Origin of the sequence: Staphylococcus durrellii (genome assembly GCF_015594545.1) — a bacterium.
Taxonomy (GTDB): Bacteria; Bacillota; Bacilli; order Staphylococcales; family Staphylococcaceae; genus Staphylococcus; species Staphylococcus durrellii.
On the sequence record NZ_JADIIO010000001.1, the window covers coordinates 1993250 to 2016895 of the forward strand.

Consider the following 23646-nt stretch of genomic DNA (forward strand, 5'->3'; position numbering starts at 1 on the left):
AATTATTGCACATCATTTAATTTTAAAACATCATATAAATATCCTTGTTGTGCTAACAACGTTTCGTATGTGCCTCGTTCTATAATTTCTCCTTCAACCATCACAATGATTTCATCAAAATGTAGTAATAATCTTAAATCATGAGTCGCAACGATAAGTGTTTGTGCATGGTCATGGATTAAAGACATTATTTTATCGGTATTAATAATATCTAATGCAGTCGTTGGCTCGTCCATTATCCATAAATCACTTTCTTTTAATAACAATCTAGCAATACTGATACGTTGGAGTTCGCCTCCTGAGACATTATTACCACTCAGATCTAATTCTTTATCGAGCGACATATCTGATAAACCGAGTAAATCTAACACTTTTCTAATTTCTACATCACTACGAGTTGTAAAGAGATTATCCCTTAACGTACCATCAAATACTTGTTGAGATTGCAACAATGCATTTATCGAAGCATATTTTTGTTCATTATCAATACGATGAATGTCTTGTTGATGATACTTAACATTACCAGTATTAGTTTCGTATAGACCTAACATTAAATTTAACAATGTGCTTTTACCCGAACCAGAAGGTCCAATAATAGCTACATGTGAGCCTTGATTAATTTGTAAATTTACATTACTAATCACGGGTAAGTACTGTTGCCAATATTTAAAAGTAACATCGTTAAATTCTATAATCGGATTATTATGAGACGTATTTGTAATTAGATCATTTGTTCCCTGTTGGACAGGATGCGCCATTATATCATTAACACTGCTTAAAGCATCATCAGTATCCGCTTTATAATAAGCAACGTTACTCATTGGCACTGCTTGTTCAAATAGCGTCAACATCATTAAGACGATACTTGTTAAATAAACCACGTCTAAATTTCCGTTATGCACTTGAAGCACACCTAACAATAACGTTAAAAAGAGCGATACCATAGCAATAATATTTAGTAAGAAATCATACAGTGTTAAAAAATGATGTTCTTTAGCTTGAGCTTGGCTGTATCGTTGCAACGAATCATGCACTTTATATTTAAAATCTTCAACTTTATTAAAGCGATTTAATTCTTCATAACCAGATTTATAATCATAATATTGCTCCATAAAATTATTTTGAGCATCGCGTTTAATGTGTTTTATTTTGCTAGATTTTTTGGCACTTATCCAAGGCACTATCCCTAATGTAATCAGCATACTCACAAAGATGACTAACGCATGTACATAAGAAAAAATAAATAACACTATAATAGATACAATTGACGTTAATCCTATGACAATTGGCGGGTAGTAAACACGCAAATAAATATTTTGTAAGGCTTCAATCCGGCCAATCATGTTAGAAAGTAATTCTGTAGATTTAAACTTTCTGTATATATCTGGCACTACTGGAATTAAGCCTTTGAAAAATTGAACCCTTACATCCCTTAACATTGTAAACGTTGTACGGTGTGATAATAAACGTTCAATGTATCTAAATATTGCACGTAAAAAACCAAACATTTTCACAGATACAATTAAGACCATTAATGCGTATAATGGCGCACCAAGTGCACTTTGAGTCACCATATAACCACTTAAGAAAAACATCGCCAATGCTACAAGGCTACCCAGTACACCCACTACCACAGCTAGTACTAAATCTTTATCTATTTTAAAATGAATACGTGGTTTCATAATGAATCATCACCTTCTAACTTTGATACTGCCATTTGGTTATCAATACGTTGAATTTGACCGTTTTTTAGTTCTATACATTTGTTTGCTTGTCGAATTGTACTAATTCTATGAGCTATAAATACAATTGTTTGTCGCTGGAAATGGTGCTCTATGGCTTCTTGTATAATTTTTTCTGTTGCAATATCTAAACCAGTCGTTGGCTCATCAAAAATCAACACGTCAGGTTGCAATAATAGCACCCTTGCCAACTCAATTCTTCTCATCTCTCCACCTGATAACATCTCGCCACCTTCACCGATATGTGTATCTATACCATCATCTAATAAATTAATTTTTTGATGCAAATTCACTTCTTTTAGAACATTTACTATTCTCTCTTCATCAATATCGTTATCAAACATCGTCACGTTATTTCTAATTGATGTATTAAAAATATAAGGCGCCTGACTTAAAACACCAAAATTAATATGTTGTGAATTCATTTGCACTTCACCACTCGATGGTTGTAGTTGCTGACTGATTATTTTAGCTAACGTCGATTTCCCAGCACCACTTGGACCAATTAATGCAATTTTGTCGCCATTTTCAATTGTTATATTAATATTTTGGAGCACATAATCTGATGAGTCATTATATTTAAGCCATAAATTTTTTAACTCTATAATATGCTCTGAATCTGTAACATGTGGCTGCGCAACTACGTTAGTCTCAGCACCGTCTAAAAAGTCGAATAAGACATCGCTAGAGCCTTCGCTTTGTTTTCCTGTATGGAATGATTGACCTAAGTCTTTAATCGCATTATAAAACTCAGGAGCTAAAATAATCGCTATCGCTGCAGTTTCAAAGTTCACATTGTGAAATAACACGAGTCCTAGTCCTACTTCTAATGCGACGAGACCGATACCTAACATCGTAATGAACTCTAACATTAGACCAGACAAAAATGCACTACGTAAAATGATCATAGTCAACGTTCTGAAATGTGTACTTTCTTTATATAATTCTCGTTCAGTTTGAGCTGTACGATTGAATAATTTCAACGTAATTAAACCTTTTACTTTATTCAAAAATTGTTGACTAAATTGATTCAAATATGTCATTTTATCTTTTGCCTCGTCACGAGTTTTCAAGCCAAAGATGATGTAAAATAGCGGAATAAAAGGTGCAGTTACCAACATAATTAAAGCTGTATTTAAATGAATAAAAAGCATTGCAATAATAATAAAAAACGGTATCATCATTGATTTAAATACCTGTGGTAAATAACCGTTAAAAAATGGTAATATGCCATCAATAGTTTCTGTAACTATATTAACTTGACTACCTATAGGCACGTTCGAATTTTTATCAATTGCCTGTTGTCGAAAATATTGCGCTACTTTAAAAGCCATTTGGTTACCTAATGATATATTTAACATATTAAATATAGCTCTAAGTAACAAAACTAGACCAGTTATTATAATTAATACATATATTTGAAAATTTTTATTTATTAAAACCTCGTTCAAAACTTTACCAATAGCGATATTTTGTATCACTACTGTTAATGCTAGAAGCATGCTTACAATCGCCATACCTATTGGATATATTTTATATTTCAATGCAATCTTTGTTAATCTTTTCACAAATATCACCTAAATTATATTATAATCTCTTTGTTTTATTTTTAAATGAATAAGCTTTGCATTTCACATCAAATTATTTTTGTATTACATATTTTTGTCACAATCTTTATGTATTTTACGAGTTATCTAATTAATAAAACCCAGTTTCATAGCTTTCTTAAAGCGACATTAAATTACTCGTTATTGATATAACTTTACCTGATTTCATGATATTATAAGAAAATGAAAAATGAAAAAAATTAACAATTAATATGAAAGTAGGTAAATTATGTTAATACTAGAATTAATTAAAGGAATTATTTTAGGTATTGTCGAAGGCTTAACAGAATTCGCACCAGTTTCATCTACAGGACATATGATTTTAGTTGACGACATGTGGTTGAAATCTAGAACTTTTTTAGGTTCTGAATCGGCGTTCACTTTTAAAGTAGTTATTCAACTTGGCTCTGTATTTGCAGCCGCATGGGTCTTTAGAGAGCGTTATTTCGAAATGCTTCATATAGGTAAATACAAATCTCAACCTATCGATGGCCTCAGAAGTAAACCTAAGCGTTTAAATCTATTACATATTTTGGTTGGCATGATTCCCGCTGGAGTACTGGGATTACTATTTGATGATTTAATCGAAAATTATTTGTTTAGTGTACCTACTGTAATGATTGGCTTACTGATTGGTGCAGTTTATATGATCTTGGCAGATATTTACAGTAAAAAAGTCCCTAATCCTAAGACAGTAGATCAAATAAATTATTTACAAGCTTTTATTATCGGTTTATCTCAAGCAATTGCAATGTGGCCAGGTTTCAGCAGATCTGGTTCTACAATATCTACCGGCGTACTTATGAAAATGAACCATAAAGCTGCTTCGGACTTTACATTTATGATGTCTGTTCCTATTATGCTAGGAGCTAGTGGTTTGTCATTATTAAAAAACATTGAATTTATTCATTTAAATCAATTACCTTTTTACATTCTTGGATTTTTAGCAGCATTTGTTTTTGGCTTAATCACTATTAAATTATTCCTACATTTAATTAGTAGAGTGAAACTCTTACCATTTGCCATATATAGAATCATTTTAGTTATAATTATTGCCATTCTTTATTTCGGTTTTGGTATAGGTCATCATATTACAAGCGCATAATTATTACGGACATTATTTTTAACATTAATTGTTATGATTAATGTCCCTTTTTCTTTAGAAATGTTAATATAATATCTTAACCTAAATGAATTGTCGTTAATTCATTTGTAGCGTTTATTTTAGTCAATCAAAGGGTAAATACTATTTAGTATATTTATATGGAGGCAACGTTATGGACAAAAAGTATTTAGTGAAAACATTAATCAACGTTTTACCAATCTTTCTAGTTCCACTTGTTTTAGAACGTAAACGTATTAATGAACAACCAGATGTTAAAAAAGCAACTGATGCTACCGTTAAAGCTTCAAAGACAGTAGCACATAAATCTGTTCAGTTCAAAGATGCTGTTGTAGATAAATCAGGTGATGCAAAAGATTATGTTGTTGAAAAGAAACAGCATTTGAATGAAAAACGTCAGCTAAAACGTATCGCAAAAGAAAGCGACCCATCTTATATCGAAAAACAAGAAGATAAAGCAGCCAAAGAAGACCGTAAAGAAGCTGAAAAGTTAGATAAAAAATTACAAAAACGTATTGAACAGCGTCATAAAGAAGAAGAAAAATTAAGATCAGAGAACCAATCAGAGCGCATTAAAAATATGAAAAAAAGCAATAAATATATGGATAATGTTGGTTTAACACCAGGCAAAGTTGATAAAGAAACTGAGAAAAAAGGTGCCAAACTTGCCAAAGAAAACCGTAAAGAAATTAGTAAGTTAGATAAAATTTTACAAAAACGCATCGCCAAACGACATAAAGAAGAAGAAAAAGAGCTGGAAAAAAGCAAAAAAGCACGCCTTGCTGAGTTTAAAAAGTATAAAAATTATGACGCGAAAAGCGTCGTAAAACAAAATAAAGAGCAAGGCAAGTAGGCTACTTGTGACTCGAATTATCATAGATGGAGATGCTTGTCCTGTAACTCATTCAGTTATTGAATTGACTACAGGGACAGGCATTTTTGTTATCGTTGTACGCAGTTTTAGTCACTACTCTACGACTATCCAGCCGGAACACGTACGTACAGTTTATGTCGATAATAATCCAGAAGCAGTTGATTATAAAATAGTACAACTTTCAAATTCCGAAGATATCGTTATTACTCAAGATTATGGCCTAGCTAGCCTATTATTAAATAAGGTAGCAATGGTGTTACATCATTCAGGCCGTATCTATACAAACGATAATATCGATACTTTACTCGCCCAGAGACATGCAAACGCTCAATTTAGAAAAAGTGGTGGTAGAACAAAAGGCCCATCTAAATTCACTGCAGATGACCAATCACAGTTTGAAACCATATTAACTCAAATTTTGAATGATTACATAGATGAGGAGCAATAAGAATGAAAAAGATAGCAGTTTATTGTGGTGCAAGTAAGGGGAACAACCCTATTTACGTCAAAGAAGCTTATAAATTAGGACAACACATGGCGGAAAATGGCTATGAACTAATATTCGGTGCCGGATCAGTAGGTATTATGGGAGCGATACAAGATGGTGTGTTAGATGCTGGAGGTAAAGTGACAGGCGTAATTCCTAAAATGCTCGATGAACGAGAAATTACAAGTCAAAAAGTCAGCGAACTTATTCTTGTAGATTCTATGCATGAACGTAAAAATAAAATGGCTGAACTTGCTGATGCTTTTGTTATGGCGCCAGGTGGCGCTGGTTCGTTAGAAGAATTTTTCGAAATGTATAGTTGGTCTCAGATTGGTATTCACCAGAAACCAATCGCAATGTTTAATATTAATAACTTTTTTAATCCTCTAGCAGATTTATTATTACACATGATTACCGAGGGATTTATAGATGACAAATATAAACAATTAGCACCTTTATGTAATACGAAAGAAGACCTTTTATCTACATTAGAAAACTATACACCGCTCGGTGTTCGTACTTATGATTAATAAAAAGCAATGTAGCACATATCCAACTATCATGTGCTACATTGCTTTTTATCTTACTAACTTTTTATAATACCTTACATGTTTTTTTAATGGATCGTAATTACTTAAATCAGGATATTCAAAATAATCATAGAAATGCATATTAATTTTTTCCATCACTTTAATAGAACTAATATTCTGTTCTGCAGTTAAGGCATAAACTTCTTCTATACCTTGTTTAGCGGCAAATTCTAATACTGCTTCTGCACCCTCTGAGGCAAAACCATTTCCCCATACTTCTGGGATTAATCGCCATCCTATTTCATAAAAAGGCAATTCATCAAAACTATATTTACTCTCAGTGGCTATATAATTCACGCCAATAAACCCTAGCCATCCCCCCGTTTCTTTTAATTCAACGGCAAAGAGTCCAATACCGCGTTCTTTAATAATTTCGTCTATCATTTTCATATCTAGTTCAGAGCGACGGTAACTCAATAAACTAGGAAAGAATCGTCTCACTTGTTGATTTGCATTCATTTGTTGAAATGGTAATAAATCTTCTTCATGCCAATCTCTTAAAATAAGACGTTCAGTTTCGATATAAACTGTCATATTTCACACCTCTTTATTACTAATGCTAATATATTTATATTGCTATAAAAAATAACGCGTTATGATTAATCATATCGCGCTACGTAATGAATTTTATAAGTGAGATTACCATTATGCTTTAGTAATATAACTAATTAATTGTATGTTAACTGCAATTTCTTTCAATCTATTTCTTTCACTTTTTGGTGCTGTAAATGTAGCATCTATTAAATCATTTTGATGATCCAATCTATATGTAGCTACAAATGTATCAGTATCTGATTCAAAATTAGGTAAATGTGCAACGACACGCTTAATTTCGCCAGTTGAATCTTTAATTTGTCTGCCAGTAATATTTTCTAATTCCTTACCTAGTTCAGGTAAAGTAATTGAACGACCTTCTAAGATATCAAAATCTTGTTCATGCATAAATACTCCCTCGCTTTCTCCACCAGTCCTCAAAATATTGCTTTATATTACGATTTCATTTAAAAAGTCTAATGTTATGATTTACAAATTTATTATGATTACTCATAAAGTACACAAGTTTTCCAACAATTTATATTTTATGACAAATAAATACCCGTTACTATTGAAAATAAAACCCTTACAAATTATTTTATAGAAAATATTGTAACATAATTATTAATAATAATTAAATAATTTTTCTATTAGTTATACAGATATATATCTTCAAGGACTTATTTTCATTCATTTACTTATCTTTCTTTTTATGAGAGGACTTCTCTTTATCACTACTATCATCAATACTTGAACCATCATCGATATCTTTTTCTAGTTGGTCTGCTTGATTTTTCAATTTATCTTGTTGTTTTGATAATTTATCTTTTTGCTCTTTCAATTCTTTGTTTTCTTTTTCTAATTTACTAATGTCTTTTTGTAATGACTCTTTCTCTGCGCTTTTGCCACAACCTGATAGAGCAATGGTTGATGCGAGAATTAGAATAAACCACTTTTTCATACGTGAGCTCCTTATCATTAAACTATCATACTTTATTTTACCATTATTCTTTAAGTTGTTCATCCAAAGTCGTAAGATCTTTTGTCATTATTAATTTTTCCGTAGCATAACCCAACTTATTATTCAATTCAAACATGGCAGTATTGTTTTTGTGAATAGTACCGATGATTTTGTGTGCATGATTGTCTATTGCCCAATTTTCTATAGTAGTTTTTAGTAAGCTCGCTATATGTTGTTTTCTGTAGTTATGTGCTACATATAACATTTCAATCACTACTACTTTATTTTCTTTTTGAAAATGTCCCCAAATAAATCCGGCAAGGTTGCCATCGATAAGGTTTATATAAATTGCGTCACTCATATAATTTATACGTCTTATAATCATTTCTTCTCGTAAACTCACCGCAAAATTTGTAGGTCGTGGCGCATTATTTTGTTCTGCTAGCTCACGTTCATGAATATAAGCAATTTGATTAATAATTTGTTTATCTTCTAACTTTAATTTTCTCATAATAGCCTCTTTACATAATATTGATTTCTCTACTAATATTAGTCATAATTGTGTAGAAATCAATACTCTAATAAAAGGAATCTAAATTCAAATGAAATCTACTGATAAGTTAACACGCGAAAACAATGTTAAATCTTTACGATTAAATAATACAGATAGAGAGATTTTTGAAAATTATATGACATACGTACGCGCTGATTTAAGTGTAAATCCACATGATTCAGAAAGAATGTTGAATCGCATACTGAAGCAATTACTCAACGCAGAAGAACGTGGTATACATGCGATGGATTTCTTTGGTCACGATCCAAAAAATCATGCAAAAAAAGAACTAAAAGCGCTGCCTAATGAAACGGTCACTAATATTTTCAAATATATTGTGGAGCATTTCATTTTATTTGTAGGCATGTTTTGTTTTTTAAAAGGTTTTATAGGATTTTTTATAGGTGCCAAAAATATCTATTTATATACCTTCCCTATCATTTTAATTGTTGGTATTTTCATCATGTTCTTATTTATTTGGGTCATCTTCAAAGCAATACAAATGCAGTGTTTTAGTAGATCTCAACTAAATTGGTTAATTACTTATTTTGTTATCATTACCCTTATATTTGCCATATTTTATGTTTTTTTCATACCTCAATCATATTTAGCGTTTGGACCACATATATTTATCGGTAATTGGGTGTTTATTATAATGTCCTTAATTATTATTCCAATATCATTATATATTGACCACCATATTACAAATAAAAATTCAGATACTACATTATAAAAAATAATTCTAAGACAAAATTCAAACTAATAGCCCTTAAATGATTTAAGGGCTGCTTTTGTTTTAGTATTTTATATTATATAGCTCAGTTTCCTAGGTTTCGGCTTTAGTTCGTCACTTCACCTCAGGATTTTCAGTTTTGCCAATAATAATACTTTTTTATTTTAATCATCTCACTTGTCGTGGGCAGAATCAATACACATAATATGCTTGCAGGCGTATCACAATCAATGCAAACGATTAACTTTCATGTAAGTATGCTCCGAAAATAAGACGGTTTATATCATTTAATAAATACGATTAAACTAAATTAGCAATGCGCAATAAAACTTCATAACAACAAAGAAAACGTCAATTACTATCTCATTTCGATAGCAACTGACGTTTATTTATAAGTCAGAGATATTTATGTTCCAAACTCTTTTTAAACTGTTTTATTGTCTCTTTTTTCTACTTGAGTACTAATCAATAAAAATATTAAACCTATAAACGTTAGAATCGGCGCTATTAAACTTAAAGAAGCAATTGGCAGTTGTGTTACTACCACACCACCTAAAAATGCGCCTAAAGCATTACCTAAATTAAATGCTGATTGATTCAACGTGCTTGCAAGTGTCGGAGCGTCTTGTGAAATCAACGTACTTTTAAATTGTAGAGATGGACTCATACTAAAGCCTATTAAGCCGAAGAAAAAGACTCCTGCTACCATTAAAATGCTATTCATTTGAATAAAGTATAATAATATAAAGTAAAGAATAAACGTTACAAAAATAATCTTCAATGCTCTATTTAAATTCCAATCTGCTAATTTACCTCCAACAATATTGCCTAACGTTACACCGACACCAAAGATAATTAATATATAAGAAATTAAATTTTCTGCCACGTGTGAAACATCTATTAGAACAGAGGAAATGTAAGTAAAATATGCAAATACACTACTAAAACCAAATAGTGTTACTGCTAACGTTAACCATAAACGCTTTTCTTTCAATATTTTTAGTTCATTAATTACTGATGCGTCTTTATTAGTTTCCGTCTTCGGTACAAAGAAAATAATCCCTATAAATGCAAGCACACCAATAATTGCAATAACAACAAAGGTCATTTGCCAACCAAAATTTTGTCCGATTAACGTACCAAATGGCACGCCTAAAATATTACTTAAGCTTAGTCCCATAAACATTAACGCCATAGCACTTGCTCTGTAGGCTGGTTTAACCATACTTGCGGCTAAGATTGAACCAATACCGAAAAATGAACCATGCGCTAGCGATGTAATTATTCTACTTGTCAACATAACACCATAGCTTGGGCTAAGTGACGCGGCAATATTACCAAGAACAAATATTGCCATCAAAACTAGTAGTAACATTTTTCTATTCCATTTAATTGTTAACATTACTAATATAGGTCCACCTATTGCAACTCCTAGCGCATAACCGGTAATTAATTGTCCAGCTTGACTAACAGAAACGCCAAAATCTCTGGCAACGTTTGGTAATAGACCCATGATTACAAATTCAGTCATGCCTATAGCAAAAGCACCAATTGCTAACATCCATATTGCTATTGGATATTTCATTTACAATACCTCCCATTTCACTTTTTGCACATGATTGAGATTATACTAAAAATAAAGTAAAAGAAACAAGTGTATTGCTTAAATATTTTCATGAAATTTTATCTTAATTATCATCTTTTATATAAAATATCTAATAAAATAAAAAAGTAGTCAAAATCATGTTATTTTCGACTACTTTTTACTGTCTTCGTTTGTTTTTATTTTTATATTAACACTTCAATGAAAAACCAAATAACCATAATAATCATAATAATCGCTTGTGCAACAGAACTAGCTAAAAATGCGATTACCGATCCAAAACTAGCACTTAAGGCTGTTTTAAAGTTAGATTCTAATATGAACTCTACTACAAGAACCGCAATAAATGGGATGATAATAATACCAAATGGTGGAAAGACAAAGCAACCTACCAACACACCAACTAATGCAACATATTCACTTGTTTTAGAGCCACCAAATCTGTTAACAAAATACTTATTCATAATAAAGTCGGCTATCAATATAAATATTGTAAACAACAACATTGAAACATAAAACACCCAAGAAAGCTGTCCATTATGTATTCCAAATTGATAGATTAGAAAACCTATCCATAACATAAGTACCGATGGGATAATAGGTTTGATTAAACCAATAAATGCTAGAGCAAATGCTATAATAATAAATAACCATACTAGAACTGACATTATATCTACTCCGTAACTTCTTCTGTATATTTGTGATCTTTAGTAAAGAAAATAAGTACCATTCCTACAAGTAGCGATGTTGCAGACACATAGAATACATTACCTAATCCTACCCAATAACTCATGGCACCACCTAATAAATTACCACATAATTGACCTATAACCATTGCATTGGCAAAAAGTGTAGACGCATAACCTGGAAAAGCCGGTAAAATATCTTGGAAATAACTAATACCTAATCCCAATAAGATAGCTAAAAAAAGAGCAAGAAATACTTGTCCGACTAGCATCATCTTCACACTATCAAAGAAGCCAATGCTTAAGAAAAATAGCCCACCAAAAAGCCCGCCAAATATTAATAAAGTTCTCGTTTGTAATTTAGCAGATAAAATACCTAATAACACCATAAATGGTACTTCAAGTGCCGCACATAAACTAGCTAAGTAACCCACATACTTTTCACTTTCACCCAAATATTTCGTTACAAATAATGGCATATTTAACGTGTACATCCACTGTCCAATATGCAATAAAATAAATGCTAAAAAAGGTATAATTAAAGTTTTGTCTTTAAGCATATTAGGTGCCGCCGTTTCGACATAATTCATATCAGTTGTATTAGGTGCTGATTTAATATCTTTAAAGAACAACACTTGTAGAACTAAAGTGAATAAAATAATACCAACTGTACCGCCGAATAATCCGGCGTACCCTTTAAGTGCTAATAAGCCATTGCCTATTAAAGGTCCAAATAAGAATCCAAAAGAAAACATGGACCTCAAGACAGCATTCGCAAATTTTGCTCTATCTTTTGATGCAGAAGCATTAATAGATTCTCTTGCAGAAGCATACATTTGCGGCATGGCTGGGGCAAACAAACCTTGAAATATTGCGTACATTGCTATAAAAATCCATATCTCTCTTATGTAGAAATAAATGCCGAAACTCATAGCACCCATTAATAGTGCCGCGATAATTAAAAACTTACGATTAATATTTTTCGTATCTGAGAACCTGGCAACGATTGAATTAACAGTAAACTGACTGATTGCCGCTAAAGCCAACAACAAACCATATTGTGTCGTCGTCATACCTAAATCATTTGTCGCAAAAAGCACAAGATAAGGGATAGTGATTGCAATGCCCATACCTAGTAACATCATATTGAATACAAATAATTTATAATTTTTAATGTGTAACAGTTGTATAAACATTTATTTACCCTCAATCCCGTTCAGCATTATTTGACGTATTCCATCACCAAGTTAATAAATGATTCTACTTGTGGTAGTTGTACCATGCTACCATCATAACTCAAATATGTAGAACGAATTAACGGATGAGATTCAATATCAACACGTTTAAAATCAAACTGTTCTTTATCCATATTCTTCATCATAATTTCAGGTAAAATAGTTACCCCTACGCCGTTTAGTAGCATTTCTTTACAGGTGGCAACTTGGTCCACAGTTATCATAGCATGGTAATCTTGTCCTAAATGATTGCTATACCATTCTTTGATTTGATTTATATATACTGGATCGGCTTGAAACTCAATAAAAGGTAATTTACTTACTTCGTCGCGTCTATTATGTGGATGTATAAAATAATGTTGATCATTAAATAAATGTGTATTATTTAAATTCATCAACTTATTGCCTCTTATTATCATGACGTGATAGTCTCTATGATTTGCTTTAATTTGTTCACTCGAACCTACTTGTACTTGTATTTCAACGTTAGGAAATTGTCGCGTATATAAGTTAAGCACCTCTGGCAATAAAGTTTGTCCTATAAGTGATGAACATCCTATAGATATCGTACCATTAACTTCACCTATATGCGCTTGCATCTTATCTAAAAATAGCCTTTCTTTTTTCAACATTTCTTTCGCGTGTTCAATAATCATTGACCCTTCTGTTGTTGTTATCAATTGCTTTTTCGTACGAATAAAAATGTCTACACCGAATGCATTTTCGATTGCTTTTAACCTTTGTGTAACTGCCGGTTGAGAAATATATAAAATCTCTGCAGCCTTTCTTAACGTTTTGGTCTCATCTAAAGTCGTAATTAAACGATAATCGTCAACCTTCATAATAACCCCCTAAAGCTTTTCTAAATTAGTTTTTGTCTTTAGATGACGTGTATCAATTAGTTTTGATTCATTAACTATTTGCTGATATTAACATTAAAACTTATTCCTAACATTAATTATTTTCAAATTATTGCTTTCACTAAAATAACTCACTAAAAATATGAATAATTCATTATTCAACACTATAAATTTTATATTCGTTAAACAGAGCAAAAGTCTAGTTTTCATTTTGCTGATTTTCTTTGTGACGCGGATGTGTATGTTTTTTATGATGTGTCTTACCTTTATTAAATTTATTTTGTTTATGCCCAGACGTTTTGTGCTTAATTTTGTGGAAACAATACATGATTTTTTCTTGCATTTGTGGAAAATCTTTATCAATTTTAATCATTAACTGATGTGCAATAACATATGCTTCGTGATATTGCTTCTTAGTTATTTGACCTTGAGATAACGCACGTTGCAAATCTTCTTCATCAACCAACTCATATTCACCATTAGGTAGTACTAATACATCTAAAAACAAATCCAAAGTTCTTGCATTACCTTTTTGCGTAATATTTTTAATATTTATGTCAAAATAATACTCTAATGGATTACCTTCATTATCAATCATAACGGTAATACTATAACGCTTCTTTTCAGGTAATATTTGTAACCACTGATAATTATCATCTGCTACAGTGATTTGTTGACCAACTACTGAAACCTCTAGTGGCTCACGTACCTTTTTCATAGTTACTAAGCCAATAATACCTTTAAATTTATTATTATTGACCTTTACCTCTACATAGTCTCTATCTACGATTCGACGCCAGTGACGTTTATCGATATATTTTACTTTCACTGTCACCAACTCCTTGCTCCTATTATATAAAACTGATTTCATAATGTCATCCATAGTATGAATAATTGAGCGGTAATTTTTAATTGTAACTATTGTACTATATTTCATAGTAATAAAGCTAAATTGACAACCTTTAGCTATTTTGTTAAATTAAAGTATATTTTCAGAAAATTCTATACAACTATTGGGGGAAGATGAATGACAGTTTTAAACAGACCATTTCGCGCCGACCATGTAGGTAGCTTACTTAGGCCAAAAAGATTAAAAGAAGCTAGAACACAGTTTCAAAACAATGAAATTTCAGCTACAGATTTGCAGAAAGTAGAAGATGAAGAAATTGAACGTATCATAGAAAAACAATTAGAAGTAGGATTACATAGTATTACAGACGGTGAATTTAGAAGAAGTTGGTGGCATTTTGACTTCTTAGAAAATTTAGACGGTGTTCAAGGATACACACCAGAACATGGGCTATCGTTTGAAGGAGTTGAAACACGTAGTCATAATGTACGCATTGTAGATAAAGTTCGATTTAACAAAGACCATCCTCATTTTGATCACTTTAAATTTTTATTTAATAAAGTCGGAGATCGTGGCATTGCAAAAGTATCTATTCCAAGCCCTAATCAATTATTCCATCCAGACATTTTAAATGATGAAATATACCCAGATATTCGAGACTATGCGCATGACGTAGCTCAAGCTTATCACCAATCTTTACAAACATTTTATGATTTAGGCGCACGCTACATTCAATTAGACGACGTATATTGGGCGAACTTAACTTCAGGTACACAAAAAACAAGAGGTCGTGATCGTTCAGAAGAAGAAAAAGAACACGCTAGACAATTAGCTTATTCAGTTATTAACGAAGCGATCCAAGGATTACCTGAGGATTTATTAATCACAACGCATATCTGTCGTGGTAATTATAAATCTACATGGGCAATTTCTGGTGGTTATGAACCTATAGCGCCATATCTATTTAAAGAACAACTTGGTGGCTTTTTCTTAGAATACGATGATGACCGCTCAGGCGATTTCGAACCTTTACGCTATTTCCCAGAAAATAGTGCAGCCGTACTAGGTTTATTCACTTCAAAAAGTGGAGAACTAGAAAATAAAGCATCAATTTTAGCGCGTATTGAGGAAGCAAAAAAATATATTAGTGAAGACCAAATATGTTTAAGTCCTCAATGTGGTTTCGCTTCAACTGAAGAAGGTAATCAATTAACAGAAGAGGAACAATGGAACAAATTAGCTTATGTAGTAGAAGTTGCTAATGATGTCTTCAACACTGCAAAATAATAGTTACTTGATGTTTTGATATGTAAAAAAACAGTTTAACAACGTTTTTAACCGTTGTTAAACTGTTTTTAATTTAAATACTAAATTTCTGCTATCGCATACCGTTCTATAATGTTATTTAAATGTGGAAAGCGTTGTTTTAGTTCATTCTGAGTAAATATTTTGAAGTTATTAAAGTCAAACGCAGGTTGGCACATACAACCTACTAAAGCATAGCCTTCTTCATTAGCTATTGACGAAGCAAATATCGTCCCTTTTGGCACTACATATTGTAACACATCGCCTTTAGTAATTTCCTTACCCAAACTAATGCATTCATACTGACCTTCTGGACTAATCATATGCACTAATAATGAATTCCCCTTATGGTGATACCATATTTCATCAGCATCTATACGGTGAAAGTGCGATATATTATCATGTGACAATAAGAAATAAATACTAGAATATGGCGCACGTGCTAATTCACTACTATTATCCTTAATAACTTCCCTGAAATAGCCACCTTCTGGGTGGGGTTTCAACTGTAATTGATCTATCAACTTTTCAATGTTTGAACACATTAATTTAACTCCACATTGTGGAAGACATTTTGCACGTCTTCTAAATCTTCTAATGCATCGACAAGTTTTTCAAATACTTCTTGGTCCTCATCAGATAACGCCACATCACTTTGAGGCAACATTTCAAATTCGGCAACTTTAAATTCATTAACACCAAATTCTTTTAAAGTATCTTGAACTTGTGCAAATTGGTCAGGTTCAGCATACACAATCGTTAAACCTTCCTCATCGGCAACATCACGTACATCAATGTCATTTTCCATTAATTGTTCTAATATGTCATCTACTGTATAACCTTCTATACCGAATACTGCTGTGTGATCAAACATGTAAGCAACTGAACCAGAAACTCCCATGTTCCCACCGTTTTTACCAAAGGCAGCTCGAACGTCAGAGGCAGTTCTATTAACATTGTTAGTAAGAGCATCGACAATAATCATAGATCCACTAGGTCCAAATCCTTCATACCTTAAATGATCGTAATTTTCTTCTCCAGCGCCCTTAGCCTTTTCGATTGCTTTTTCAATGATATGATTTGGCACAGAATAAGTTTTTGCGCGCTCTAAAGTTAAACGTAAATTTTGATTTGACTCTGGGTTAGGTTCTCCTGATTTCGCAGCAACATAAATCTCTTTACCAAATTTAGCATATATACGACTGGTATTTTTATCTTTTTGGGCTTTTTTCTCTTTTATATTATTCCATTTACGACCCATAATTTCATCTCACTTTCTAAATCCTCTAATTGTAACATTTATATTATAGCGTAAATTACGTTCATTACATAGTTGAAAAGCTGTAATTTTATTTATAACAAATTCACTTGACTATGTGAACATAAAAAAGACGAGTACATTAGCCTTAAATGAAACCATACTCGCCTTTTCTATACTATTATGTTTTTCAATGACACATTACTTTTTATTCATTCGCATTGCTAGATTTAAAACATATTTGATAATATGCAGTAAGTTTATAAATAAGTTAAAACCCATTTCTCTAGGCGAGAATTTGCCACGTTTCATGCGGTTAAAATCATATAATGTATATAATAAGAACAGCAATAAACCTACAACCGTAATAATTGTATGAAATATTGGATTATGGATAAACATACCTACCATACCAGCTATAACTAAAGCTATTAACGTTACAAACAAATATTTCCCCATACTAGAGGCATCACCAATTAAGAAGTAACCTATTAAACCGAATACAATAAATGCGGCTATTGCCAAAATAATGTTTTTGTAAAATACTTCCTCACCTAAATTTTGTAAGTAGATGGTAAAAGTTGCATATGCTAGTAAACCAACTACCACAGTATAGATATGAGATATTATCAATCCAGATTTACGCGCACGATTAGTGAATAGAGTAAATAGTACTAACGCTAATAAAGCAAAGGATAATGGTTTACGCCATGACATAGGTAAAAATTGTCCAAAATAACAACCTATACCAAAGATTATCCAATAATAAACAAAGAATAACCATACTTTACCGTATGCTTTAGCTTGGTCTTTATTTTGCTTCAAATTATAATTCTTTGATTGTTGTGAAGCTTCTGCCATGTTCTTCCCTACCTTTTTAATTTATTATTATTTTCAAGTTAACATATATATAAAATAACACATAATGATATATGTGTACTTTGAATTAACAAAATTTGTATTACTTAATGTTACAAATTTTAAAATTAACAAATACAATACAATAATAAATGTTACATAAAAGGCGTTAATAGGCGCAATCAAACAAAAGTGTAATTTTATAATTAAATATTGCTAATATTACAAGTTTATAACAACAAACAAAAATAACTACTTTTCTGTTAGTATGGATTGTGAATTAACAATATATGAACGTTCTATGAATTATTTTAGCTAAACTACTATTCATAGCACATTGAGGAGGAGTAATTTTGAAAAAGTTAGCATTTGCAGTTACTGCTGCATCGGGGACAGCCGCTATTTTAGCAAATCATGATGCACAAGCATCTACGCAACACACTGTAAAATCAGGTGAGTCACTTTGGTCAATCGCTCAAAAATATAACACATCAGTAGATGAAATCAAAAAAAATAATAATATTAGTAATAATATTGTATTCCCTGGGCAAGTCATTGAAATTGGTGGAAGTGGATCACAAGACTCAAGCTCTAACACTACTTCAAATACTACTTCTGAGGCATCTAATGGTTCAACACATACTGTTCAATCAGGAGAAACATTAGCAGTAATCGCTAATAAGTATGGTGTGTCTGTTGATGAACTAATGTCAGCAAATAACTTAAACAATTATATTATTCAACCTAATCAAACTTTAAAAATCCCTGGCGCTGGTACTGCTGGCGGCGGTGCAGGCGGTGGAGATACATCTACAAGCCCGGCACCAAGTCAATCTGCAAACAGTTCAAACTTATATGACTGGGGACAATGTACTTGGCACGTATTTAATCGTCGTGCAGAAGCAGGTAAACCAATCAGTACATATTGGTACAACGCACAAGATTGGGTTAACAACGCTTCTAACGATGGTTACACGGTAAATAACAGCCCAAGTGTTGGTTCTATTTTACAAAGTTACGAAGGACCTGTAGGTCACGTAGCTTATGTTGAACGTGTTAATCCAGATGGTAGCATTATGGTTTCAGAAATGAATTACAACACGCCACCTGGTACAGTTGGATACCGCACTATTCCAGCTTCTCAAGTTTCAAGCTATAACTACATTCACTAAATCGTAAATATTTTATATTTAAATACTCAAGCACATCATTTAATAATTGTGCTTGAGTATTTTTATTAAAAATGATCAGTATATAATATTCCTGTACTTTTATATCCTCCGATTTTATATTTCTACAAAATAAGCAACGTTATTTTCAAAAATTTATACTTCAGTTGATAGTGACTGTGTTATTTAGTATAAGTTGTAATTTTTATACTTAAAGTACCTTGTTAATTTTAGTTTTTTTTTTAAAATTAAATTATACACAAATCTTTTTGTATAAAATCGATATTCATAACCATCATTGTAAATTACCGATGCCTATATATAAAATGTGAGTGACTATGACCACAAAACATACCTGAACAAATACGATAACAAACCTATATTGAACTAAGAAAGTAGCAATCCAACCGCTATTGAATGTGCTAATGCTTTTCACTCATAAATTGCCACTATTATATCTGGATTGTCTTTAAATAAATCCACCATTTTATTTACTGTTATTGCTAGATACAAATCTTTAATACCAAATTCTTTGATATATTCATTCTGCATGAAAAATACTGTATAGTAGTTTGAAATAGTTTTTAGGGCATTCCAATCTAATTTTTTAAAAAGGTTATAACAATCTCCATCGTTCATCATTTACTCACTATGGATGTGAAATTTTTAATCATAAAACAAAATTCATTATCTGATCCGCTATAAAAATTTATAATTACTATTATTAGGAATTTAACGAAACTAACCTTTTTTCTTTATAATGATTATATAATTAATTACTGATACCTTTTTATACCATAAAAAATAACATCTCATTTCTAACTGAATAAATCAGTGGAATGAGATGTTATTTCTTGAGTTAGGAATTATTTCCCAAACTCATATTTTTTATATGTGTATTGATGTTTATTAATTATATAATAAAATTAACAACGTAGAAAATAAGTGCTGCTAATATTGCAGAAATTGGCAATGTTATAACCCAAGTTATAATCATACGCTGTGCAGTTTTCCATTTTACACCTTTAATACGATTAGATGAACCAACACCTAGTATTGAAGATGATACAACGTGTGTAGTTGATAGTGGGAAATGTAATGATGAAGCTACAAATATAGTTAAAGCAGAAGATAAATCTGCTGCCGCCCCGTTTGCTGGGCGAATTTTCATAATATTACCACCAACGGTTTTGATGATTTTCCAACCACCTACTGCTGTACCTAATCCCATTGCAGTCGCACAGGCAATCTTCACCCATAAATGTGGCTCTACGCTAGAACCATTTTGAATATTTGCAACGATAAGTGCTAACGTAATAATCCCCATAGATTTCTGAGCATCGTTTGTACCATGTGAAAATGATTGTAATGACGCAGTAAATATTTGGAAAAATCTGAAGTTACGATTTGTTTTTGTTAAATTTGCATTTTTAAAAATAATTTTAACCATTGAATAAATAACAAACCCAACTATAAATGCAATAACTGGTGATAGTAATAAAACCACGATAATTTTAGTGAATCCTTCGTAGTGCAACACCGCAAAAGATCCTTGGGATGCGATAGCCGCACCTGCTATAGAACCAATTAAAGCATGTGATGAGGAACTTGGAATACCATAAAGCCATGTTACTAAGTTCCATATAATTGCAGCTATAATAGCAGATAACACAACGACAAGCCCATTTTCAAGTTTGAATGGGTCTACGATATCTTTAGTGATAGTACCTGCAACACCTGTAAAGGTCAATGCACCAACAAAGTTCATAATTGCGGCTAAAAATATTGCAGTTTTTGGCGTTAGTGCTCTAGTAGAAACGGCAGTCGCTACAGCATTGGCAGTATCATGAAAGCCATTGATAAAGTCAAATAACAGTGAAAATATTACAATAGCTATAGTGACGATTAAAATATATTCCATAAATTAGGACTCCTTAGCTATTTTTCATAATAATTGTTTCAAAATTATTTGCCACTACCTGGCATTTATCGGCAATATCTTCTAAACTTTCATATATTTCCTTAATTTTAATTAATGTAATAGGGTCTGTTTCACTGTTAAAAATATGTTTAATTGATTGACGTAAAACACCATCACAGTTAGTTTCAAATTCTTTAATGTTTATAGAATGAATACGCATATGAGATAATTTTTTGTCTACAAGTAATCCCACAGCTAATTTCATCTCAGCCACTGCTTTTTGGATATTATCAACAAACTCTGCCATATACTCATCAGTATATTCTATTGAGTACATTTCAAACATGCCAGATGTTTCTTCGATTGCATCAAGCACATCATCAATTGCGTTACATAAAGACAATATATCTTCACGTTCAATCGGTGTAATGAATGTTTGATTCAAATCTGATATCACTTGATGCATCAATTCATCACCATGTGATTCATATGTCTTAATATTGTCTGAATAAGCTTTTAAATCCAAGTGTGTATTAAAATCCATTTTTCCAAATTCAATAGCAGCGCGGTCTAGGTTAAATACCATTTCCTCTAGTTGTACCATGAATTTGTCTTTTTTCTTATTAAACATTCAATAAAATCCTCCATTTACAGCGATTGTTAATAATCACCATCAATAAATTTAATAATTTAAAACGATAATAGCTAAACATAAGTTCTTAATTAATTTTTAATAAAAATTAATACAATAAATGATAAATATTGCTCACTTCCTACCACAACTAACTTATAGAACTAGTTTTGCCTTATTTGAAAATAGCACAAAATTTACAATACTACAATTGAATTTACAAATTCTTAACATTCATATTATTAATTTAATATGCAACTTAAATAAAACGATGATACTCTATTACATTTATTTTAATTCAACTTAAAAGTATCTACTTTTATGATTTTGCTATTACTATAAGGCATCTTCTACTCATCAGTTTGATGTGATAACCGTTTTATAACATCATTTTGTTTAGGAAAGGTGAAAGTAACAGCCGTGCCTTCACCTATTTTTGATTGGATATTCACTGTTACTCTTAATGCATTTTTCAATTCATTAACTAAATACAACCCAATACCCGATGAGGCAGAATCATTGTGGAATGAAGTAGATGTAAAACCTCGATCAAAGATACGTGGTAAATCTTTCGCACTGATCCCTCTACCTTCGTCTTTAATATTCAAAGTAACATGATTGTCTACTAGCAATGACTCTACAACAATTGTACTATTCTCGCTATATTTCACGGCATTTGATAATGCTTGCCTAATCATCATACGACATAGTTTTGTATCTGTATAAATTTGGGCTTCTTTACCAACTAATAAATCAAAGCCTATGCCTCTATCTTGACTGAGGAAGCGAGTTAACTGAATTTCTTCTATTACTAACTTTCTTAAAGAAACATACTCGAAATATAAATCTTTATTTTGAGATTGCATACGCGTTAAATATAATTGCATATCTAACATCTCGTTAATTCGTGACCATTCATACATTAAGGACTTTTTGCGCTTACTATCTTCCTCTTTATCTATTAATAATTTTAATGATGTAACAGGCGTTTTTATATCATGTACAAAAGCTGTTAGTGATTGCTCATATGAATTAATTTGTTGCCGCTGTTGATTTAAAATAGCTTTTTGATTAGCAATATTATTATAAAGAAAAGTTACAACCTCCCTTTGAAAAGGAGTGTCAGCTAAATTTTTATGTTTAATTTCTTCTATTTCTTTATTATTAATAAGATGTCGTATAAATTGTGTTTCTTTAATAAATGAAAAAATGATATATACAGCCGTTAAGCCTAAATTTAAGATTACGATATATAGCACACTGCCGACATCTATATCATAATCTAAGCCTGCTATAACAAGAATAATGACATTAATAAAAATGATCCATAAAATCCAACGAAGTCGAGTAATAAGATACATCCAAAATAGCTTCACATTACCCATGCGCTAAATATCCTCGACCAACTTTAGTTTCTATTTCATTATCCATGTTTATATCTTTTAATTTCTTGCGTAAACGATTTACATTGACGGTTAATGTATTATCACTTACAAACGCTTCATCGTCCCATAATGCTGTAATAATTGTATCTCTCGTTACTATTTGATTTTGTTTTCGTACAAGCATTTCCAAAATAATCATTTCTGTTTTAGATAACATTATATCTTGATTATCTTTACTAATAACATCTTTCGTTAGGTCCAAAGTGGCTGCTTGCCAGTCTAAATTTCTTTTTTCTTCCGTATTAAATTCGTAAACTCTACGATAAATAGCTTGTAACTTAGCAATAAGCACATTTGTATTGAATGGTTTTTGAACATAGTCATCCGCACCAAGTTCCATCCCCATCACTTGGTCCATTGGGCTATCTCTGGAAGATAAGAATAATATAGGAACATTGGATGATTGTCGGATTTTTCTTGTCCAATGAAAGCCATCATATTTAGGTAATTGGATATCCATTATGATAATTTTAGGCATAACATTGTTAAATGATGCCACTACATCTGAAAAATCTTCCACACCTTCAACTTCAAAATCCCATTGTTCTAGCTCTTTACTCAATTCATTGAATAACGTTTTATCATCTTCTACTAATAATATCTTCACACTACATGCCTCCA

25 protein-coding genes are annotated in these 23646 nt (G+C 31.5%); 7 read left to right on the top strand and 18 right to left on the bottom strand.

Going from position 1 to position 23646, the window contains the following annotated elements:
- Nucleotides 1-2: 2 nt before the first annotated feature.
- Nucleotides 3-1682, bottom strand: coding sequence for a thiol reductant ABC exporter subunit CydC (gene cydC / locus ISP02_RS09590; protein ID WP_195721345.1), 1680 nt, complete (start codon nucleotides 1680-1682; stop codon nucleotides 3-5).
- Nucleotides 1679-3310: an ABC transporter ATP-binding protein/permease gene (locus tag ISP02_RS09595; RefSeq protein WP_195721346.1), complete on the bottom strand. Its 1632-nt coding sequence runs from the start codon at nucleotides 3308-3310 to the stop codon at nucleotides 1679-1681. Before ISP02_RS09595 ends, cydC begins: the two co-directional genes overlap by 4 nt.
- Nucleotides 3311-3578: 268 nt before the next feature.
- Here ISP02_RS09595 and ISP02_RS09600 point away from each other — a divergent pair, with 268 nt between their 5' ends.
- From ISP02_RS09600 to ISP02_RS09615, 4 genes are all read left to right on the top strand, one after another.
- A complete protein-coding gene (locus ISP02_RS09600; RefSeq protein ID WP_195721347.1) occupies nucleotides 3579-4454 on the top strand; it encodes an undecaprenyl-diphosphate phosphatase in 876 nt (291 codons plus the stop codon).
- Nucleotides 4455-4626: 172 nt separating this feature from the next.
- A complete protein-coding gene (locus ISP02_RS09605; RefSeq protein ID WP_195721348.1) occupies nucleotides 4627-5325 on the top strand; it encodes a hypothetical protein in 699 nt (232 codons plus the stop codon).
- Between the two features lie 7 nt (nucleotides 5326-5332).
- A complete protein-coding gene (locus tag ISP02_RS09610) occupies nucleotides 5333-5794 on the top strand; it encodes a YaiI/YqxD family protein (protein ID WP_195721349.1) in 462 nt (153 codons plus the stop codon).
- A 2-nt stretch (nucleotides 5795-5796) separates the two neighbouring features.
- Nucleotides 5797-6363: an LOG family protein gene (locus tag ISP02_RS09615; RefSeq protein WP_195721350.1), complete on the top strand. Its 567-nt coding sequence runs from the start codon at nucleotides 5797-5799 to the stop codon at nucleotides 6361-6363.
- 48 nt (nucleotides 6364-6411) lie between these two features.
- Here ISP02_RS09615 and ISP02_RS09620 read toward each other — a convergent pair whose 3' ends face one another.
- The 4 genes from ISP02_RS09620 to ISP02_RS09635 form a co-directional block, all read right to left on the bottom strand.
- Entirely contained in the window at nucleotides 6412-6957 is a 546-nt protein-coding gene (locus ISP02_RS09620) for a GNAT family N-acetyltransferase (protein WP_195721351.1), read from the bottom strand.
- 111 nt (nucleotides 6958-7068) lie between these two features.
- Complete coding sequence (locus tag ISP02_RS09625; protein ID WP_195721352.1) at nucleotides 7069-7365, bottom strand: hypothetical protein; 297 nt, start codon at nucleotides 7363-7365, stop codon at nucleotides 7069-7071.
- A 286-nt stretch (nucleotides 7366-7651) separates the two neighbouring features.
- Complete coding sequence (locus tag ISP02_RS09630) at nucleotides 7652-7918, bottom strand: SA0632 family lipoprotein (RefSeq protein WP_195721353.1); 267 nt, start codon at nucleotides 7916-7918, stop codon at nucleotides 7652-7654.
- Between the two features lie 43 nt (nucleotides 7919-7961).
- On the bottom strand, nucleotides 7962-8429 hold the full coding sequence (locus ISP02_RS09635; RefSeq protein WP_195721354.1) for a GNAT family N-acetyltransferase: 468 nt from the start codon (nucleotides 8427-8429) through the stop codon (nucleotides 7962-7964).
- Between the two features lie 91 nt (nucleotides 8430-8520).
- On the opposite strand from ISP02_RS09635, the gene ISP02_RS09640 reads away from it, so the two are divergent.
- The gene (locus ISP02_RS09640) at nucleotides 8521-9204 is read left to right on the top strand and encodes a DUF1129 family protein (protein WP_195721355.1); all 684 of its coding nucleotides are present in this window, start codon (nucleotides 8521-8523) and stop codon (nucleotides 9202-9204) included.
- Nucleotides 9205-9628: 424 nt separating this feature from the next.
- On the opposite strand, the gene ISP02_RS09645 is transcribed toward ISP02_RS09640, so the two are convergent.
- The 5 genes from ISP02_RS09645 to ISP02_RS09665 all read right to left on the bottom strand — a co-directional run bounded on the left by ISP02_RS09645 (nucleotide 9629) and on the right by ISP02_RS09665 (nucleotide 14417).
- On the bottom strand, nucleotides 9629-10789 hold the full coding sequence (locus ISP02_RS09645; RefSeq protein WP_195721356.1) for an MFS transporter: 1161 nt from the start codon (nucleotides 10787-10789) through the stop codon (nucleotides 9629-9631).
- 203 nt (nucleotides 10790-10992) lie between these two features.
- Nucleotides 10993-11475, bottom strand: coding sequence for a DUF456 domain-containing protein (locus ISP02_RS09650; RefSeq protein WP_195721357.1), 483 nt, complete (start codon nucleotides 11473-11475; stop codon nucleotides 10993-10995).
- A 5-nt stretch (nucleotides 11476-11480) separates the two neighbouring features.
- Nucleotides 11481-12689 (bottom strand): sugar efflux transporter, encoded by a 1209-nt coding sequence (locus tag ISP02_RS09655; protein WP_195721358.1) that lies wholly within the window; start codon nucleotides 12687-12689, stop codon nucleotides 11481-11483.
- A gap of 26 nt (nucleotides 12690-12715) precedes the next feature.
- A complete protein-coding gene (locus ISP02_RS09660; protein ID WP_195721359.1) occupies nucleotides 12716-13570 on the bottom strand; it encodes a LysR family transcriptional regulator in 855 nt (284 codons plus the stop codon).
- Nucleotides 13571-13787: 217 nt separating this feature from the next.
- Nucleotides 13788-14417, bottom strand: a complete 630-nt coding sequence (locus ISP02_RS09665) for a DUF402 domain-containing protein (protein ID WP_195721858.1) — start codon at nucleotides 14415-14417, stop codon at nucleotides 13788-13790.
- A 198-nt stretch (nucleotides 14418-14615) separates the two neighbouring features.
- Between ISP02_RS09665 and ISP02_RS09670 the strand changes: the two genes are divergently transcribed.
- Nucleotides 14616-15725, top strand: a complete 1110-nt coding sequence (locus ISP02_RS09670; RefSeq protein ID WP_195721360.1) for a 5-methyltetrahydropteroyltriglutamate--homocysteine S-methyltransferase — start codon at nucleotides 14616-14618, stop codon at nucleotides 15723-15725.
- 80 nt (nucleotides 15726-15805) lie between these two features.
- Here the strand turns inward: ISP02_RS09670 and ISP02_RS09675 are convergent, their stop codons facing one another.
- From ISP02_RS09675 to ISP02_RS09685, 3 genes are all read right to left on the bottom strand, one after another.
- A complete protein-coding gene (locus ISP02_RS09675; protein ID WP_195721361.1) occupies nucleotides 15806-16288 on the bottom strand; it encodes a cupin domain-containing protein in 483 nt (160 codons plus the stop codon).
- The gene (locus tag ISP02_RS09680; protein WP_195721362.1) at nucleotides 16288-17004 is read right to left on the bottom strand and encodes a YebC/PmpR family DNA-binding transcriptional regulator; all 717 of its coding nucleotides are present in this window, start codon (nucleotides 17002-17004) and stop codon (nucleotides 16288-16290) included. The genes ISP02_RS09675 and ISP02_RS09680 overlap by 1 nt, the downstream gene beginning before the upstream one ends.
- Nucleotides 17005-17202: 198 nt before the next feature.
- A complete protein-coding gene (locus ISP02_RS09685) occupies nucleotides 17203-17862 on the bottom strand; it encodes a Bax inhibitor-1/YccA family protein (protein ID WP_195721363.1) in 660 nt (219 codons plus the stop codon).
- A 350-nt stretch (nucleotides 17863-18212) separates the two neighbouring features.
- Between ISP02_RS09685 and ISP02_RS09690 the strand changes: the two genes are divergently transcribed.
- Nucleotides 18213-19031: a LysM peptidoglycan-binding domain-containing protein gene (locus ISP02_RS09690; protein WP_195721364.1), complete on the top strand. Its 819-nt coding sequence runs from the start codon at nucleotides 18213-18215 to the stop codon at nucleotides 19029-19031.
- A 910-nt stretch (nucleotides 19032-19941) separates the two neighbouring features.
- On the opposite strand, the gene ISP02_RS09695 is transcribed toward ISP02_RS09690, so the two are convergent.
- The 4 genes from ISP02_RS09695 to ISP02_RS09710 form a co-directional block, all read right to left on the bottom strand.
- Nucleotides 19942-20949 (bottom strand): inorganic phosphate transporter, encoded by a 1008-nt coding sequence (locus ISP02_RS09695; RefSeq protein ID WP_195721365.1) that lies wholly within the window; start codon nucleotides 20947-20949, stop codon nucleotides 19942-19944.
- Between the two features lie 13 nt (nucleotides 20950-20962).
- Nucleotides 20963-21580: a DUF47 domain-containing protein gene (locus ISP02_RS09700; RefSeq protein WP_195721366.1), complete on the bottom strand. Its 618-nt coding sequence runs from the start codon at nucleotides 21578-21580 to the stop codon at nucleotides 20963-20965.
- A 350-nt stretch (nucleotides 21581-21930) separates the two neighbouring features.
- Entirely contained in the window at nucleotides 21931-22965 is a 1035-nt protein-coding gene (locus ISP02_RS09705) for a sensor histidine kinase (protein ID WP_195721367.1), read from the bottom strand.
- Nucleotides 22958-23632 carry a response regulator transcription factor gene (locus tag ISP02_RS09710; RefSeq protein ID WP_195721368.1) on the bottom strand — a complete coding sequence of 225 codons (675 nt, stop codon included), beginning with the start codon at nucleotides 23630-23632 and terminating at the stop codon, nucleotides 22958-22960. The genes ISP02_RS09705 and ISP02_RS09710 overlap by 8 nt, the downstream gene beginning before the upstream one ends.
- Nucleotides 23633-23646 lie beyond the last annotated feature (14 nt).

What these genes read in the sequence shown, in the direction of transcription:
- cydC (WP_195721345.1), bottom strand. Translation starts at nt 1,682, where the DNA reads ATGAAACCACGTATTCATTTTAAAATAGATAAAGATTTAGTACTAGCT.
- ISP02_RS09600 (WP_195721347.1), top strand. Translation starts at nt 3,579, where the DNA reads ATGTTAATACTAGAATTAATTAAAGGAATTATTTTAGGTATTGTCGAA.
- ISP02_RS09605 (WP_195721348.1), top strand. Translation starts at nt 4,627, where the DNA reads ATGGACAAAAAGTATTTAGTGAAAACATTAATCAACGTTTTACCAATC.
- ISP02_RS09615 (WP_195721350.1), top strand. Translation starts at nt 5,797, where the DNA reads ATGAAAAAGATAGCAGTTTATTGTGGTGCAAGTAAGGGGAACAACCCT.
- ISP02_RS09620 (WP_195721351.1), bottom strand. Translation starts at nt 6,957, where the DNA reads ATGACAGTTTATATCGAAACTGAACGTCTTATTTTAAGAGATTGGCAT.
- ISP02_RS09625 (WP_195721352.1), bottom strand. Translation starts at nt 7,365, where the DNA reads ATGCATGAACAAGATTTTGATATCTTAGAAGGTCGTTCAATTACTTTA.
- ISP02_RS09630 (WP_195721353.1), bottom strand. Translation starts at nt 7,918, where the DNA reads ATGAAAAAGTGGTTTATTCTAATTCTCGCATCAACCATTGCTCTATCA.
- ISP02_RS09635 (WP_195721354.1), bottom strand. Translation starts at nt 8,429, where the DNA reads ATGAGAAAATTAAAGTTAGAAGATAAACAAATTATTAATCAAATTGCT.
- ISP02_RS09640 (WP_195721355.1), top strand. Translation starts at nt 8,521, where the DNA reads ATGAAATCTACTGATAAGTTAACACGCGAAAACAATGTTAAATCTTTA.
- ISP02_RS09645 (WP_195721356.1), bottom strand. Translation starts at nt 10,789, where the DNA reads ATGAAATATCCAATAGCAATATGGATGTTAGCAATTGGTGCTTTTGCT.
- ISP02_RS09650 (WP_195721357.1), bottom strand. Translation starts at nt 11,475, where the DNA reads ATGTCAGTTCTAGTATGGTTATTTATTATTATAGCATTTGCTCTAGCA.
- ISP02_RS09655 (WP_195721358.1), bottom strand. Translation starts at nt 12,689, where the DNA reads ATGTTTATACAACTGTTACACATTAAAAATTATAAATTATTTGTATTC.
- ISP02_RS09660 (WP_195721359.1), bottom strand. Translation starts at nt 13,570, where the DNA reads ATGAAGGTTGACGATTATCGTTTAATTACGACTTTAGATGAGACCAAA.
- ISP02_RS09670 (WP_195721360.1), top strand. Translation starts at nt 14,616, where the DNA reads ATGACAGTTTTAAACAGACCATTTCGCGCCGACCATGTAGGTAGCTTA.
- ISP02_RS09675 (WP_195721361.1), bottom strand. Translation starts at nt 16,288, where the DNA reads ATGTGTTCAAACATTGAAAAGTTGATAGATCAATTACAGTTGAAACCC.
- ISP02_RS09680 (WP_195721362.1), bottom strand. Translation starts at nt 17,004, where the DNA reads ATGGGTCGTAAATGGAATAATATAAAAGAGAAAAAAGCCCAAAAAGAT.
- ISP02_RS09685 (WP_195721363.1), bottom strand. Translation starts at nt 17,862, where the DNA reads ATGGCAGAAGCTTCACAACAATCAAAGAATTATAATTTGAAGCAAAAT.
- ISP02_RS09695 (WP_195721365.1), bottom strand. Translation starts at nt 20,949, where the DNA reads ATGGAATATATTTTAATCGTCACTATAGCTATTGTAATATTTTCACTG.
- ISP02_RS09700 (WP_195721366.1), bottom strand. Translation starts at nt 21,580, where the DNA reads ATGTTTAATAAGAAAAAAGACAAATTCATGGTACAACTAGAGGAAATG.
- ISP02_RS09705 (WP_195721367.1), bottom strand. Translation starts at nt 22,965, where the DNA reads ATGGGTAATGTGAAGCTATTTTGGATGTATCTTATTACTCGACTTCGT.